This is a genomic window from Virgibacillus ndiopensis (assembly GCF_900187325.1).
GTDB lineage: Bacteria > Bacillota > Bacilli > Bacillales > Amphibacillaceae > Virgibacillus_E > Virgibacillus_E ndiopensis.
Window position 1 is genome coordinate 15268 of record NZ_FZMZ01000005.1, and the last position, 15421, is coordinate 30688.

General features: G+C 35.7%; 16 protein-coding genes and 1 pseudogene. 11 read left to right on the plus strand and 6 right to left on the minus strand.

Features of this window, described 5'->3' with window-relative positions:
• Positions 1-31 precede the first annotated feature (31 nt).
• On the plus strand, positions 32-1147 hold the full coding sequence (locus tag CS937_RS07340; RefSeq protein WP_099157825.1) for an IscS subfamily cysteine desulfurase: 1116 nt from the start codon (positions 32-34) through the stop codon (positions 1145-1147).
• Between the two features lie 45 nt (positions 1148-1192).
• Here CS937_RS07340 and CS937_RS07345 read toward each other — a convergent pair whose 3' ends face one another.
• Positions 1193-1900: a DUF421 domain-containing protein gene (locus tag CS937_RS07345; RefSeq protein ID WP_099157826.1), complete on the minus strand. Its 708-nt coding sequence runs from the start codon at positions 1898-1900 to the stop codon at positions 1193-1195.
• A 96-nt stretch (positions 1901-1996) separates the two neighbouring features.
• Positions 1997-2686, minus strand: coding sequence for a hypothetical protein (locus tag CS937_RS07350; RefSeq protein ID WP_099157827.1), 690 nt, complete (start codon positions 2684-2686; stop codon positions 1997-1999).
• Between the two features lie 378 nt (positions 2687-3064).
• Between CS937_RS07350 and CS937_RS07355 the strand changes: the two genes are divergently transcribed.
• The 10 genes from CS937_RS07355 (at position 3065) to CS937_RS07400 (ending at position 14528) form a co-directional block, all read left to right on the plus strand.
• Complete coding sequence (locus tag CS937_RS07355; protein ID WP_245835721.1) at positions 3065-3814, plus strand: gluconate 2-dehydrogenase subunit 3 family protein; 750 nt, start codon at positions 3065-3067, stop codon at positions 3812-3814.
• A 28-nt stretch (positions 3815-3842) separates the two neighbouring features.
• Positions 3843-5558 carry a GMC family oxidoreductase gene (locus CS937_RS07360; RefSeq protein ID WP_099157828.1) on the plus strand — a complete coding sequence of 572 codons (1716 nt, stop codon included), beginning with the start codon at positions 3843-3845 and terminating at the stop codon, positions 5556-5558.
• Positions 5559-5607: 49 nt separating this feature from the next.
• Positions 5608-5793, plus strand: coding sequence for a twin-arginine translocase TatA/TatE family subunit (tatA, locus tag CS937_RS07365; RefSeq protein ID WP_099157829.1), 186 nt, complete (start codon positions 5608-5610; stop codon positions 5791-5793).
• A 196-nt stretch (positions 5794-5989) separates the two neighbouring features.
• The gene (locus CS937_RS07370) at positions 5990-6892 is read left to right on the plus strand and encodes a DoxX-like family protein (RefSeq protein ID WP_099157830.1); all 903 of its coding nucleotides are present in this window, start codon (positions 5990-5992) and stop codon (positions 6890-6892) included.
• Positions 6893-6902: 10 nt separating this feature from the next.
• The gene (locus CS937_RS07375) at positions 6903-7508 is read left to right on the plus strand and encodes a DUF4166 domain-containing protein (protein ID WP_245835722.1); all 606 of its coding nucleotides are present in this window, start codon (positions 6903-6905) and stop codon (positions 7506-7508) included.
• Positions 7505-9103, plus strand: coding sequence for a YndJ family protein (locus CS937_RS07380; protein ID WP_099157832.1), 1599 nt, complete (start codon positions 7505-7507; stop codon positions 9101-9103). The genes CS937_RS07375 and CS937_RS07380 overlap by 4 nt, the downstream gene beginning before the upstream one ends.
• A 69-nt stretch (positions 9104-9172) precedes the next feature.
• Entirely contained in the window at positions 9173-10564 is a 1392-nt protein-coding gene (gene dacB / locus CS937_RS07385; RefSeq protein ID WP_099157833.1) for a D-alanyl-D-alanine carboxypeptidase/D-alanyl-D-alanine endopeptidase, read from the plus strand.
• Positions 10565-10895: 331 nt separating this feature from the next.
• A complete protein-coding gene (locus tag CS937_RS07390; protein ID WP_099157834.1) occupies positions 10896-12365 on the plus strand; it encodes a spore germination protein in 1470 nt (489 codons plus the stop codon).
• A gap of 17 nt (positions 12366-12382) precedes the next feature.
• Positions 12383-13468, plus strand: a complete 1086-nt coding sequence (locus CS937_RS07395; protein WP_099157835.1) for a GerAB/ArcD/ProY family transporter — start codon at positions 12383-12385, stop codon at positions 13466-13468.
• Positions 13458-14528 (plus strand): Ger(x)C family spore germination protein, encoded by a 1071-nt coding sequence (locus CS937_RS07400; protein ID WP_099157836.1) that lies wholly within the window; start codon positions 13458-13460, stop codon positions 14526-14528. The genes CS937_RS07395 and CS937_RS07400 overlap by 11 nt, the downstream gene beginning before the upstream one ends.
• Positions 14529-14762: 234 nt before the next feature.
• On the opposite strand, the gene CS937_RS19960 is transcribed toward CS937_RS07400, so the two are convergent.
• From CS937_RS19960 to CS937_RS19975, 4 genes and pseudogenes are all read right to left on the minus strand, one after another.
• Positions 14763-14852: a hypothetical protein gene (locus tag CS937_RS19960; RefSeq protein WP_425445459.1), complete on the minus strand. Its 90-nt coding sequence runs from the start codon at positions 14850-14852 to the stop codon at positions 14763-14765.
• 19 nt (positions 14853-14871) lie between these two features.
• Positions 14872-14985, minus strand: coding sequence for a hypothetical protein (locus tag CS937_RS19965; protein ID WP_425445460.1), 114 nt, complete (start codon positions 14983-14985; stop codon positions 14872-14874).
• 25 nt (positions 14986-15010) lie between these two features.
• Positions 15011-15115, minus strand: a pseudogene (locus CS937_RS19970) (transposase); the annotation flags it as partial.
• The gene (locus CS937_RS19975) at positions 15116-15319 is read right to left on the minus strand and encodes a hypothetical protein (protein WP_425445461.1); all 204 of its coding nucleotides are present in this window, start codon (positions 15317-15319) and stop codon (positions 15116-15118) included. It abuts the pseudogene before it with no gap.
• Between the last annotated feature and the right edge of the window lie 102 nt (positions 15320-15421).

Below are 15421 nucleotides of genomic sequence, written 5' to 3' on the forward strand. Positions count from 1 at the left end.
AAAGTAAAAAGATGATGGGAAGTTAAAAAGTATGATTTACTTAGACTATGCCGCAACAACGCCAATAAGCGAAGAGGCTTTAAACATATTTAGTGAGGTTTCATTAAAATTTTACGGGAATCCAAATAGTTTACACGATAGTGGTTCAGAAGCAAAACATTTACTGGAAATGTGTCGTAAGGAATTAGCAGTAACGATCAATGGTGAGAAAGAGGGAATTTACTTTACAAGTGGAGGTACTGAGTCAACTATTTTAGCTATTCGCTCGATTATAGAAGCAAATAAAGAAAAGGGAACACATCTAATTACAACTGTTACCGAACATTCATCTGTTGATCACTTGTTTAAACAATTAGAAACAGAGGGATTTTCAGTAACCTATCTTTCGGTTGATAAGTATGGACAGATTAGACTTGAGGAATTAATAAATGCCATCACAAAAAATACAATATTCGCCTCTATTCAATATGTGAATTCTGAAATTGGTACGATTCAACCGATAGAGAAGATTGGGGAAATTCTCCGAGAAAATGATGTGATTTTCCATAGTGATTGCGTCCAAGCCTTTGGAAAAATACCAATCGATGTTAAAAAAGCAAGTATTGATAGTGTATCCGTCTCTAGTCATAAAATCTATGGACCAAAAGGTGTTGGAGCTTGCTACATAAATCCAGCAATCGTTTGGAAAATGCAGCTACCTGAAACCAGTCATGAAAAAGGCTTTCGTCCTGGAACTGTAAATGTTCCTGGTATAGCAGCTTTTACAAATGCTGCACAAACTATTTGTAATCAATTAGAGGAAAAAACAAAAAAATATGACGCCTTAAGGAATAAATTGTTGTCAGGTTTACTTGGTATGGAACACAAAATTATAATCGAAGGTCACCCAGTAGATCAACTATCAAATATTATTGGCTTGTCTATTATTGGAACACAGGGCCATTATGTCATGTTAGAATGTAATCGATATGGAATCGCAATCTCAACTGGTAGTGCTTGCCAGGTTGGGAAGGAAAAACCGTCCAAGACCATGTTAGCGATTGGAAAATCTTTTGATGAAGCTAAACAACTGATAAGAATTTCTTTCGGCAACCAAACAGAAGAAATACATGTAGATAAAGTAGTTGAAGTTCTTAGACAATTATGATGAACAAAGATAATAGGAATAGATGAAAACATTCATAGTAATCTTCTAAGTATACAAAAAAAGTTTAAGGTTTTCGCTATCATCAATTGTTGCAAGTAATATTTCGTTCAATTTAACGTTGTTATGTACTGTTGATAATTTATCTAACAACCATTGTTCATCTTTACCAATACGTTGCAATTCCTTGTAATCTATCCTTCGTTCTCTAATTATTGTTTTAGGCATCTGAAAAGTTTGTATGGGTGATAATTGACTGGACTTGGTAATTGGCTGATGTGCCGGATATAGAAAGGTTGATATTGTTCCACCTGGTTCCCATAATGCACATGCGACTTTTTGAATATCTTCCGTTTTTTCCTTCCGTAGCTCGGATAATAGTTCATCTACGGATATTCTTGCTTTAGCTAAATTTTTATAAATGATTTTACCGTTTTCTACAAGGGGTATTGGGGGAGGATTAAAGATTTTTCTAATAGTTATCCACTTTAAGCTTAGGAATACCCCTGTAAGATATAGTGTTACTAATACACCCATTGTTATCATTGAACCTTTTAATCCTAATCCTTCATCTGACAATGGATGGGCAATAATATTTCCAATTAATAGTGCTATGACAAAATCTAAAAATCTTAATTGTGATATGGATCGCTGGCCCATTACTTTGGCTAATATTGCTAAAAAAATAAAACCTACAATTGCTCTCAGAACCCACTGTAAAGCGTTGAGCGATTCCTGACTGCTAAAAAAATCCATTAGTTCACTTCCTTTGTTAAAATGCTTTTAGCCTTCGTTATTTCAACTCAACAATATTCCCCCGCCTAGTATGGAGGGGGAATTTAGTCTCAATCATTATTTTGCCAATCTTAAGAGCATTAACAATTCCTCTGATGCTTCTTCATACGAGGAATCCATGATATTTTCCTTAATACCTTCAATCAGTTCTACTGCTTTTGGATCAGTAACGGTTAAAATTTTCACATTTCCGTTAAACATCTCATTAATTTTTGCTTTTGCCTGGTCTAAATTGTCATGACTCTCACCTTTAGAGTCATCTACTCCTTGTGGTTCTCCTTTACCAGACATTCCTTCTGTACCGCTCAGAAGATTTCGCTGCATATCTTCGTATTCATGGCTAGTTGTTTGTTTCTGATTTCTCGCTAATACAACAGAATCATCAACTACAAACACTTTAACACCAGTAATACCTTCACCTTCTAAGATTGATTCAAAATAAGAGGAAATTCCACCTTCATGTATACCAGAACTACCAATTGAGCTGTAAATATTTTGCCCCATTCCACTATATGTAGTTCCATTTTCATTGGTTGTCCTCGTTTTTTCACTAGTTTCACTTGGTATGATATCAGGATTATCTAAATCCTTATGGTTTCCATTGGCATGATTGGATATATTTGTCGTATTTGTACCATTTGATTCATCTGCATCGACAGCACTTTCATCTTGTTCAGCACATGCTGAAAGTGTCGTTGCAATCCCAAGTAAAAAGATTATTATTGTTCTTTTCCATAACTTGTTCATAAGCCACCCTCCAAATGTAGATTTAAGAATATCATGCCCAATAATTTTTCATGCATGAGTGGTTAATTTTGGTGACATAATAAAATGAACTTCATTTAGTGGGGGAGCTTTCCTTCTCAACTAATATGTAAGCCCGTTCTACTCGGTAAATCTTTGCTTTTGCCTAGATAAACCGACAGTATGAACCCTGTTGGTTTCAACTAACCTCTACTGTTGCATCGGTAAGTGGTTACTGTATTTCACGAATTGGACCTTCATGGGCAGTTGATCCTTCATGTATCTTTCATGAGCTCATTGAAACCTTTTCGTTAAGGGTCTTACTACGTGATAAAGCGGGATAAAATGACGTTAAATCTATTGTGTGAAGGAGGTTATCTTTTGACAGAAGATAAAAATGAGAAGTCTGGAGCAGAAAATTTATCCAGACGGAAATTTATACGAAATTCTAGTTATGCGGTAGGAGGGTTAGCGGTAGGTGGAGTGCTTGGCAGTGTCATTCCTTGGGGAACTGAAAATGATGACCAAAAACAACAAGCTGGCAAACAAATAAAAAATTATAATCATGCATTAATGTTCTTTAGCCAGGCAGAATTTCAAACAGTTCAAGCTGCAGCAGAACGAATCTTCCCAGAGGATGAGAATGGACCTGGTGCAAAAGAATTGGGTGTTGGGTTTTATATTGATCATCAAATGGCAGGATCTTATGGATTTAATGCGCGAGACTATATGGTTCCACCATTCTTCCATGGTGAGAAGGAACAGGGATACCAAGGGAGGCTGAAGCGCCGTGAAATTTTCAAAATTGGATTGCGGGAGATGCAAAATTATAGTCACCAAAAATTTAAAAAGGGTTTCACCGAGTTATCAGAAGAGCAGCAGGATAACGTACTAAGTGACTTTGCCGAAGATAAGGTTAATGTAACAACCATTTCGGCTAGCGGTTTTTTTGATTTACTTCGGAGTACTACTTTAGAAGGTGTCTACAGTGATCCGCTATATGGTGGAAACATTGATATGGAAGGTTGGAAGATGAGGAATTATCCTGGTGATCAAATGAATTATACGGATATTATTGAGGATGACAAATTCCATGAGATTGAACCACGAAGTCTTCGTGACCATATGTAAATGATAATAAACGAGGTGAGGGAACAGAATGGTTAAAAAATTACCAAAAACTGATGTAGTCATAGTCGGTGTAGGTTGGGGCGGCGGTATTATAGCTTCCGAGCTTACAAAACAAGGACTGAATGTTGTTGGCCTAGAAAAAGGACAGGAACGGCAAACGGAAGATTATTACATGGTGCACGATGAGTTACGGTATGCTCTTCGTTATGAGTTAATGCAGGATTTATCAAAAGATACAATTACCTTCCGTGGCAATGAAAAAATGCGTGCTCTTCCAATGAGGCAATATGGATCATTCCTTTTCGGGGATGGTCTCGGTGGTGCTGGGGTCCACTGGAATGGACAAACATTTCGCTTTCTTCCATATGATTTTAATATTCGCAGCCAAACGATTGAACGCTATGGAAAAGGAAAAATACCAACTGATATGACGATACAGGATTGGGGTATTACGTATGACGAAATTGAGCCCTATTATGATAAATTTGAAAAAATGGCTGGTATTTCTGGTGAAGAAAATCCACTTGGTGGAAAACGATCTGATAAGTATCCAACTGGTCCAATGAAGCACACACCTTCCATGAAAATGTTTAAAAAGGCGACTGAAAACTTGAAGTACCACCCTTATACAATACCTTCCGCAAATCTATCGGAGCCTTATACTAACCCCGATGGAATAGCTAGAGCGGCTTGTCAGTATTGTGCGTTTTGTGAGCGTTTTGGCTGTGAGTATGGTGCAAAGGCAGACCCTGTTGTTACCGTAATTCCAGTTGCAAAAAAGACTGGAAAATTTGATTTAAGAACACATTCCTGGGTTAGGCGAGTATTACATAAGGGAGGAAGGGCAACGGGTGTGCTTTATACTGATGTAACAACTGGAGAGGAAATTGAGCAGCCCGCAGATATGGTAGTTCTAACAAGCTATGTTTTTAATAATGTAAAGCTTTTGTTGAACTCTAAAGTTGGACGCCCTTATGATTCATCCACTGGAACAGGTGTTATTGGGAAAAATTATGCTTATCAAGTTGTAAAAGGTGCTGCAACTGGTTATTTCGATGATAAAAAGTTTAATACTTTTGCAGGGGCAGGTGCACTTGGTATGGTTATAGATGATTTTAATGGTGATAATTTTGACCATACTAATTTAAACTTCATCCATGGTGGGTATCTTGCTCTTACCCAAACGGGAGCAAGACCAATAGCGAACAACCCAATTCCGTCAGATTCTCCTACGTGGGGAAAAGAATTTAAGCAAAACTCTCTTAAATATATAAACCAGACATTATCAATAGGGGCAATGGGAGCTAGTATGCCATATAAACAACATTATTTGGATTTGGATCCTGTTTATAAGGATACCTTTGGTGATCCGTTAATTCGGATGACATACGATTTTAGAGATCAGGACCGTGAACTTGCAAAGTTTACAGCTAAAAAATCAAAAGAAATTCTGCAGGAAATGGGGGCTGACAAAATTGATTCCATGGAGGAACTAGGACCTTATAATATCACAACGTATCAATCCACTCATAATACAGGTGGAGTAATTATGGGAGCAGATCCTGATACATCTGCAGTTAACAATTATTTGCAAATGTGGGATATGGAAAACTTATTTGTTGTCGGTGCCTCTGCTTTTCCTCATAATGGTGGATATAATCCAACTGACACGGTGGGTGCATTAGCATATCGGGCAGCCGAAGGGATTGTTAAATATTCTAAAAACGGTGGCATGCTTGCGTAAATGAACAACATCCTGTTATAGGTTGGATATGGAAAGAAGGTGTTAGAAAATGCTTTCAAACATTGGTATACCAGGGTTGATTATTATTTTAGTGATCACATTAATTATTTTCGGCCCAAAAAAACTACCTGAAATTGGATCAGCATTTGGTAAAACATTATCTGAATTCAAACGGACAACGAATGATATTATGAGTGATGAGGATGAATCGACTGATCCTAAGAAAACGCAATAACTAAAGTGTAAGTGGCTATCTCGTTCAAGAGATAGCCTTAATTATTTATCTCGCATTAACGGGAAGCAAAACCCCCACTGAATGAAGTTTCACTTTGAGCGACGAGAAGATATTGTTTAATTATTGTCCGAGTTTCAGATGGAGTATGTTAAACTGGAACCAACAAATTATTTGCACCCTAAAAGAGGTGAGCACAATGAAAAGCAAACCAATTTACGTAGAAATACCAATAAATGCTGAGATGGAAAAGTTGTGGAACGCTACCCAACAACCTGACCAACATGAGCAGTGGGATCTTCGTTTTTCATCCATTACGTATTTACCCAAAGAGGAAAACAAACCTCAAGAATTTACATATAAAACGAAAGTTGGATTCGGAATTGCAATTGAAGGTTGGGGAAGAAGTGTCGGCAGTCATCATGCAGAAGATGGTTCTAAAACATCTTCCTTACATTTTGGGACCGACCAAGCTATTTCGATCATCCGTGAGGGCAGGGGTTATTGGAAGTATATTTCAAATGGCGATTCTTCTATAAAATTTTTGACTCAATATGACTATAAAACAAGTTTCGGTCGAGTAGGGAAGTGGTTTGATCAAATTCTATTTCGTCCACTCATTGGCTGGGGAACGGCACTTAGTTTTGATGTTTTGAAAAGGTGGTTAGAAAAAGGAGAAACACCATCATCCCAATACATACGGTTCTTTAGCAATTGGCTAATTACGTTCTTTTTCTTTTTCATTTGGACGTATCATGGCCTTGTACCTAAAATAATAAACATGCATCCAGAAGAGATTGCAATGCTAGATGTCTTTTCAATTACCTCCATCCAAGCATATTGGTTGGTAATGATAATGGGAATAGTTGAAGGGCTTTTTGGATTGGTTTGGTTACTATATTCAAACAAACGACGACTCTACGGAATACAGATTGTTCTTTTTCCAATATTAATGCTCGGAGCAATTATTGCTCAACCGAGCTATTTAATTCGCCCGTTTAATCCTTTAACTTTCAATCTAGCATTATTTGTTCTATCTATAGCGGGATTTATGATTAGCAAAGATATTCCAACTGCGAAAAGTTGTAAGAGAAAAAGATAGGGAGATTCAGATGTCAATTTTCAAACGTGTAATGGGGGAAGAATTCCGACAGCTTCATCCGATGCTGCAAAAACGATATGAGTTTTTGGATAAATTTACCTTTATAGGAACTGGAAAGATGAAAAGTATTAATGGGGGACCAAAGTGGTTATATCCTTTTTTTCGATTAGGTGTAAGATGGAAACTGCTTTTTCCTGAACACGGTAAGGATGTTCGCTTTAAAATTGTTAATAGTCCCCGAACTGGAATAAATGGGGAGGAACAAATTCATTGGGAAAGGGTATTTTACTTTGAACATAACAAAAGATACTTTAATGCTCTTATGAGTTTGGATTCGAAACGAAATATAATTAAAGATTATCTAGGAGAGCCACCCTTATTTTATTCAGATTTAAAACTTTCAGCCACACGAAATGGAGATTTAAAAATTGAATCGAAGCGGCAGCGACTGGTTATTGGCCGGTTAGAAATACCATTACCAAAGGTTTTTCAAGGTTTGGCTACGGTAACTGAAAAATATTCAGATGAGAGGGAAGTTTACGTGATTCGTGTTGTAGTTAGGAATCCGTTAATTGGAACTGTTTTTTCATATGAAGGAGAGTTTGATTCAAAATGACGTTTCGTAAAATAGGTTTGTCCAACATCTTTATATTGATTATGATAGCTATTTTTGGTTCTTATCCTTGGTATTTTTTAATGTTAACTGCAGCACAGATTATTTTTGTACCATTGATGTTGCAGCTGACCTTTAAAGATAATAGTGAAAAGTTGTACGGGCATTTACCCTATTTGTCTTGTTTGGCATCCCTAGCAGTTTTAATGTTGCAAATGACGAATGAAACACCATGGGATCTATTTTTCGCATTGATTTATTTTGTATTTACATTAATGGTTGCATGGTCTGGATTCACCGATTTTTTAAACAGAGGTTTTATCCATTTAGAAGAGTTCATGATTGATATGGGTATGATCTATTTGGCAATAGGTGGTGCATGGTTTCTAGCGTATGAAGCGAATATTGATACAGGCTTTTCACCAATTTTGACATGGCTTACTGGTATTCATTTTCATTACTCGGCGTTTTTGTTACCTATATTTGCTGGGTTTCTAGGGAGATTGTATAAACCTGTATTTTATAAGTGGATAAGTATTATTGTGTTACTATCACCAATTATTGTAGCAATTGGAATCACCTTTTCAACGATAGTGGAATTGTTATCTGTGATTATATATATTATTGGTATCTATGGTCTTATATTTCTATCATTTAAAACACCATTCGATCAGCATTTCCAAAAAGGCTTCATTCGGTTATCATACTCTGCTTTAGGTGTATCAATTCTTTTTTCATTATTATATGCTTTGGGGAATTTAACAGGACGATTTCACATTAGTATTGATTTTATGCTGCATTTCCACGGGATTACAAATTCTATTTTATTTGCAATATTGGGGGTGATGGGCTGGTCGATTCGAGTTCCCAGTACGAATTACCACAAATTACGATTTCCAATTAGTCAGATTAGGGGGAAAGGAGTGATTGGTGAAAAGTTCCTAATCGGAAAGACAGATAACCAACATTTCAATGGGTTAGTAGATAATATGGCAATATATGAAGCGGATATTAAGAAAACTTTGTCCCTAACTGTAAAGGATTTCTATGAAAATACCAATAATTATCGACTTTTTGCTACAGTAAGATGGCGCCCTTGGTTTAAGCCATTTGCGGGAATTTACCGTTTGACTAGTCAAATAGTAAAACAGATAAATTTACCATTTTCCAGTAAGAGGGTAGAAATGACTGGTGATATTTATTCGATAAAAGATGAAAATGATGGTAGGAGTAATGTACGTGCATGGGTACGAAAAGTAAATGAGGAAACTGTTTTTGTAGCTCTTTATTCTTCACACCATAATCAAGGTCGAACATATATGAACATTGCGTTACCTTTACCGTGGTCTTCCATGATAGGGATATTAGAGCTGAATCAAGATGGTAGAACATTACAATTAACTAGTAAAAAACGTTCCCGCGAATCCGATTCAGGAATATATTTGGCCTTTAAAAAATACTTATTAAAATTACCGATTGAGGAACAATTTGATGTAGAAGAAGTGGAAGTAGGTATTTTGAAAGCGAAACATAAGATGTGGATTTTTTCAGTGCCATTTTTGACGATTGATTACCAAATTTGTAAGAGGGATAAATAGGGGAGATGATTTATTAGTGCTTGGCGGAACACAATTTCTTGTAAAAGCTAATTCCGAGGAGGAGATCAGTTGAATCAGCAAAGTGAAGTGGCAAATACATTAACTCAACAACTAGATGATTTCATAAAAAATGAATCTTTGTTAGATGATGCGTTAATTGGAATAAGTATTCGTTCTGCATCTACTGGGGAAAAATTGTATGATCATATTGGGAATATCCGACTTCATCCAGCTTCCAATATGAAACTACTAACGGCAGCAGCATCACTTTCTATATTAGGAGAAGATTATACGTTTGGGACAGAATTGCTAACAGACGGAGCTATAAAAGAAAACAAGCTTCGTGGTAATCTTTATTTACGGGGGAGAGGCGACCCAACCCTGTTACCAACAGGTTTTGATACGCTTGCAGAAGAAGTACAGAAAAATGGAGTGACAATGATTGAAGGTAACATAATCGGAGATGATACCTGGTATGATAATGTTCGTCTGTCAGCAGATTTAAACTGGAGCGATGAGCACTTTTATTATGGAGCGCAAGTTTCAGCGTTAACGGCTTCACCAAACACAGATTACGATGCTGGTTCTGTAATTGTAGAGGTAACCCCTGGAAATACAAATGGAGAAGAGCCAATCATAAAGCTATCGCCTGATACCAAATACGTAAACATTTCGAATAAGGCTAAAACTGTTTCAAACAATGTAGAAGAAGATATAACGATTACCCGAATACATGGAACAAATCATATTACAATTGAAGGAACTATTCCCGCCCAATCTTCAGCCGTCAAGGAATGGATTTCTGTATGGGAACCGACTGGTTATGCATTGGATTTGTTTCAGCAATCCTTAAAGAAAAATGGAATATCCTGGAGTGGTAATGTCAAACAGGGAGTGGTCCCGAATAAAGCTGATCTTCTAGTATCACATCAATCAATGCCATTATCCGAATTGCTAGTACCTTTTATGAAATTGAGTAACAATGGACATGCTGAAACATTAGTAAAGGAAATGGGGAAAATTGTACATGGGGAAGGTAGCTGGGAAAAGGGACTAGAAGTTGTTAAAATGGAACTAGCTAAATTTGGAATGAATACAGAAACACTATTGCTTAGAGATGGTTCGGGAATTTCCCATATCAATTTAATTCCGGCCAATGAGGTTTCAAACCTACTTTATACCGTACAGGAGGAGGAATGGTTTCCTGCTTTTCTACATTCATTACCTATAGCGGGACATAATGATCGAATGATTGGCGGTACACTAAGAGAGCGAATGAGAGAGCTTCCTGGGAAGGTAAAAGCAAAAACTGGAACTATTTATGGTGTTAGTACATTATCTGGATATGTTGAAACCAGCCAAGGAGAAAATCTTATCTTCTCTATTATGCTTAATAATTTATTAGATGAAGAAGTAGGAGCGGAGATTATAGATAAGATTGTGAATTTAATTGCTGTTTAATCACTAATGAAAGCTTTGTCACTAATAGTGATAGGGCTTTTTTATTATGGTCTTCTGTAAGTATAGATAGGTGTTTTTTAGTTAGCGGTTAGAATCTATACTAATTCGGTTGGTTCTTAACCCCGTCTCTGTTACCGCAAGAGTTTACGTTCCAAGTGTATTCTGCCCGCTTTTCTCCCATTAAAAGCCAAAAATAAAAATAGCCTATTAAAAAGAAGACTACCCCAAATTACCCAACACATCAAAATTCACATCATTGTCGGTAATGAATAATATATACATTTTCTTTTCATACTAAACATATGACCTGATTTAACTAAAGGATGTGCCAATGAAAAAGAAACTAACACAGAAGAAAAGACAAAGAGAGTTTGAAGAGCTTTTTAATGATCTTAAAAATAGTGATGATTTTATTGATTATCAGCTTGAGCATGATTCTATACCATTATGCATTGGTTATTTTAATTCGGCTATTGATAATAAAAAAATAGAAAAATTCGTTTTACCTTATGTACAGCAATCTGATTATTCAGATTTGAAGGAAATTGAAAACGTCATTCCTATTACCAATACATACTTGACAAATGATTCAAATGAAATTAGAAGAAAACTATTGGATGGTTTTCTCTTTATTCATATGGGAGAGTCTGACCAGCAGTACTTACTTATACCGGTACCATTATTTAAAACCCGGCAAATAACCAGTCCAGAGGTAGAATTTAGTGTTGTTGGACCAAAAGAAGCGTTTGTTGAGAGTATTGATACGAACTTGAATTTAGTTCGAAAAAGATTAAATATTCCTGAACTAACGATAAAAAAACTAAAAGTTGGAACTATCACGAAGACTAAAGTAGCTGTTGTTTCAATAAAAGGAATTGCAGATACCAATAACGTTGAGACAGTTATCCAGCGAATACAAGATATGGAAATGGATCAAGTCATTGATAGCTCTTTCATTCAGCAAAAGATTGCAGATAATACCAATTCACCATTTCCGCAATTACTTGATACGGAACGGCCTGATCGAATTGCTGCTATATTGGCTGAGGGTAAAGTTGCTATTTTTGTTGATAACTCGCCTCATGTATTAATTGGTCCTACTACATTAGTTGAGTTTTTTTCTGCATTTGAGGATTATTTTCTTAATTGGACGATTGCATCAGCATTTCGTCTAATTCGTTTATTTGCTGTATTTTTTTCCATTTTAGTTACACCTTTGTATGTTGCTGTACTCACACATCATTTTGAATTAATTCCGAAAGAACTGCTTGGTACGTTAGTAAGTTCACGGTCACAGGTTCCCTTTCCGCCAATATTAGAAGCAATTATTTTGGAATTAACCATTGAGTTATTGCGAGAAGCTGGAGCAAGACTGCCGACAAAGGTTGGTCAAACAATCGGTATCGTTGGCGGTATCGTAATTGGAACTGCTTCTGTGGAAGCGGGTCTGACTAGTAATGTACTGTTAATTCTTGTGGCATTAGGTGCTCTTGGATCCTTTACGACACCTGTTTACCAAATGGGTAATACAATCCGACTGATTCGCTTTCCATTGCTGATATTCGCCCATGTATATGGGCTTTTGGGGGTAAGCATTTGTATCGCATATATCATGGTTCACCTGTTAAAGCTAACATCGTTAGGACGGCCATTCTTTGAACCAGTGTTTCCATTAAGGCTAAAGGATTTAAAAGATGCTTTTATCAGGCTACCATTTGATATGCAAAATAAGCGCCCATTTATGGTAAGATCTGAAAAAGTATTACGAGAAACAAGTAAAAATAAACATGATTCATCTTAAAGTAGTGGGGTGTAGCAATGATTAAGGATAAAGACCAAGTACCACCTCTTATGGCTTTTTTTCTGATTTCTGCTGCTCAAATTGGAGTAGGAGTTCTTAGTTTTACAAGTGTCATAAATAAATATGCAGGTCATGATGCATGGATGTCTATTATTGCAGCAGGAATGTTTATTCATCTTTTGATTTGGATTATGTATAAAGTACTTAATGATTACAAAGGGGAAGATTTTGCTTCTATACATCGCAGTATATACGGTAAATGGATCGGAGCGTTTATATCAATTGTTTTATCCGTTTATTTATTATTGTTGGCAGCTGTGGTGTTACGTTCTTATTTGGAGATTATTCAAGTGTGGATGTTTCCGGAAGTGAAAATATGGGCACTTTTACTGTTAATCATGCCACTTATTTATTATATTATTTCAGGGAAATTCAGAATTGTTGTCGGTGTATGTTTTCTTGGTATTGTATACCCGTTTGTTTTAATATTTGCTTTAATCTTTCCTCTGAAATTTTCAAATATCACCAATATAATGCCTATTTTTGATCATTCATTGCTGGAAATAGTACAATCTTCCGTGCTAGCTATGTTTAGTTTTTTAGGGATTGGCGCTTTAATGATTTATTATCCTTTTATCAAGGATTCAAGAAATTCGCAAAAGTACGCTCATTATGGGAATTTATATACAACCATATTATATGTTGTTATCTGTTTTGTTTCGTACATTTACTATAGCCAACATGAAATAAAAGATGTTATTTGGCCAACACTTGGTCTATGGAAGATTGTCGAGTTACCTTTTTTGGATCGTTTTGAATACATCGGGATATCAACTTTATTTTTTGTCATATTACCCAATTTAGCTTTATACATCTGGGGGAGCAGTAGAACTCTAAACAGGGCTTTACATATCCCGCAAAAATGGATTTCTATTTTTATATTAACAGCTGTTTATTTTATTTGTATATTTGTTGAGGGAAGAGAAAAAATTTTACAAGTCAGTGATTTTTCTACAAAAATAGGGTTTGGATTATTATTTTATATTCCAGTTTTGTTTGTCATGCATTTCATTAGTAGAAAGGTGAAACGAAATGCCTCGTAGGTATATTATTTTTTTCATATTAATTTTTGTAAGTGTTACTGTAAATTTTACTATGCCCAAACGTGTTATTGATAAAATTCAGATGGTCACCGTAGTTGGGTATGATTATGTAGATGACAATACAATAAATGGCACTGTTATTACTCCGACTTTTCTCCAAAAAGGTCAGATTATGGATTTGGTATATACAGGAAACGCTTCTATGGTTTATGACTTGGGAACTAAATTAAATACTGTAGCGTCTGAAAATCTAGAGAATGGTAAATTAGAGGTAGTTGTATTTAATAAAGAATTAGCGGAACATGGGATAAAGAATTATATTGATTTTTTGTTAAGAGAACCGAGCATTGGATCAGGTCTTTACTTAGCTGTTTCTGAAGGCTCTACAAATGAACTGTTGAATTCTGTCAAAAGTCATAAGGGTGCAGGGGTATACTTATCGGACTTAATAGAACACAATATACAAAGACAGAAGCACCCGGAAACAAATTTAAAAACATTCTCATACAGCATAGAATGCGAAACGTGTGATCCGTTTTTACCATATTTTAAAATCGTGGATGGCAAACCAAAAATAGATGCTATTGCTTTGTTTAAAAAAGATAAATACCTCGATAAAATACCTATAGACGAAGCCTTTGTATTCAACATATTGCTTGGGGATATGGATAACGGTGATTTTATCCTTGAAAAAAAAGGATATAAAGCTGCTATTCAGAATATAGACTCGGAACGAAAAATTATCGTTAATCAGCATAATGAGAATATGAGTTTGCAGGTTAATATTGATGTTAAAGGGGTTATCAGGGAATATACTGGTAAAAGAGTACTGCATGACAAGGAGAAAATCGAAAAGGACTTGGAGAGAGAACTTAATAAGAAAGCAAAAGAGATGATTAAAAACTTTCAAGAAAAAAACATAGATCCTCTAGGGATTAAAGAAATAATAAGAAGTAAGGTCAGGGATTTAAGCGTTAAGCAAATAAACGATACATACCCATCGATATCTATAAGTACCGATATAACATATACAAATATGGAATCAGGTACAAGAAGATAAAAAAAGATTTTCTGGTGCCAAATTACACAAGAGGGTTTGTCAAATAAAGTGTGTAAATAATATTACTCAAGATAATTTAAAACCCTATCTTTAAGGTGATCATGAACAAAAAGCTGGGTTCATAACCATCGCCCAGTTTTGGAAATGGCCACCTTCCCATTTTGTTTCGCTCTTTTATACGTAAAAATAATACTTTTAATAGAGCGTTCACGTTGGGGAATGCTCTTTTTTTGGTTACTTTTCTAAAGCATTTACTGCTTTAGTAAAAGACTTATAATCATTGCTTGGTATATATTTGATAGAATTGCGAATTAAGTATACCATACACCGTTGTACGATTACATCAGGGAAGATAGCCGATAGCGTGTGCCCCTTCCTCTAAACCACTAACACCATCCATGGAAATAAAAAATATATCTTCTACACCTCTAGCTTTGATTCCATCAAAGATTTGCATCCATTTATGCTTACTTTCCGTTTCATTTCGGCACGAGTTGAGGATCGAAGGAACCATCACGATCACGTGGCACTTTAATGTCGACTTTACCCGTACTGGTTTCTATGGTTTTATTTCCATAACCATTTCGTCAGTTTTCTGTTTCTTTTTCATCTTTATCATTTGATTCATAACCTAAATGGTTATTCATTTCACCTTTTAACATTGTTTCGAACATAGGACCAAATATGTCTTTAAGTGCATTCTGCATATTTTCTACAGATTCTGGTTGGTAGTTTTCTAGTATTTGTTTCGCTAACTCAGCTGACTTTGTATCACGCTTTGATTTAGCCAATAGAATAACCTCCCATTCGTATAATATGATTTTATTAAATAAAAAACTGAACTGCGAAGTAAGAGCCGTACGCTCTCTCACTTACACAGTTTAGTTTACACT

Bases quoted from the DNA above. Each gene is read 5' to 3' on its own strand.
- CS937_RS07395 (WP_099157835.1), top strand. From the start codon at position 12,383: ATGATTAAGGATAAAGACCAAGTACCACCTCTTATGGCTTTTTTTCTG.
- CS937_RS07390 (WP_099157834.1), top strand. From the start codon at position 10,896: ATGAAAAAGAAACTAACACAGAAGAAAAGACAAAGAGAGTTTGAAGAG.
- CS937_RS07380 (WP_099157832.1), top strand. From the start codon at position 7,505: ATGACGTTTCGTAAAATAGGTTTGTCCAACATCTTTATATTGATTATG.
- CS937_RS07400 (WP_099157836.1), top strand. From the start codon at position 13,458: ATGCCTCGTAGGTATATTATTTTTTTCATATTAATTTTTGTAAGTGTT.
- CS937_RS07360 (WP_099157828.1), top strand. From the start codon at position 3,843: ATGGTTAAAAAATTACCAAAAACTGATGTAGTCATAGTCGGTGTAGGT.
- CS937_RS19965 (WP_425445460.1), bottom strand. From the start codon at position 14,985: ATGCAAATCTTTGATGGAATCAAAGCTAGAGGTGTAGAAGATATATTT.
- CS937_RS07370 (WP_099157830.1), top strand. From the start codon at position 5,990: ATGAAAAGCAAACCAATTTACGTAGAAATACCAATAAATGCTGAGATG.
- CS937_RS07350 (WP_099157827.1), bottom strand. From the start codon at position 2,686: ATGAACAAGTTATGGAAAAGAACAATAATAATCTTTTTACTTGGGATT.
- CS937_RS07375 (WP_245835722.1), top strand. From the start codon at position 6,903: ATGTCAATTTTCAAACGTGTAATGGGGGAAGAATTCCGACAGCTTCAT.
- CS937_RS19960 (WP_425445459.1), bottom strand. From the start codon at position 14,852: ATGGTATACTTAATTCGCAATTCTATCAAATATATACCAAGCAATGAT.
- CS937_RS07340 (WP_099157825.1), top strand. From the start codon at position 32: ATGATTTACTTAGACTATGCCGCAACAACGCCAATAAGCGAAGAGGCT.
- tatA (WP_099157829.1), top strand. From the start codon at position 5,608: ATGCTTTCAAACATTGGTATACCAGGGTTGATTATTATTTTAGTGATC.
- CS937_RS07345 (WP_099157826.1), bottom strand. From the start codon at position 1,900: ATGGATTTTTTTAGCAGTCAGGAATCGCTCAACGCTTTACAGTGGGTT.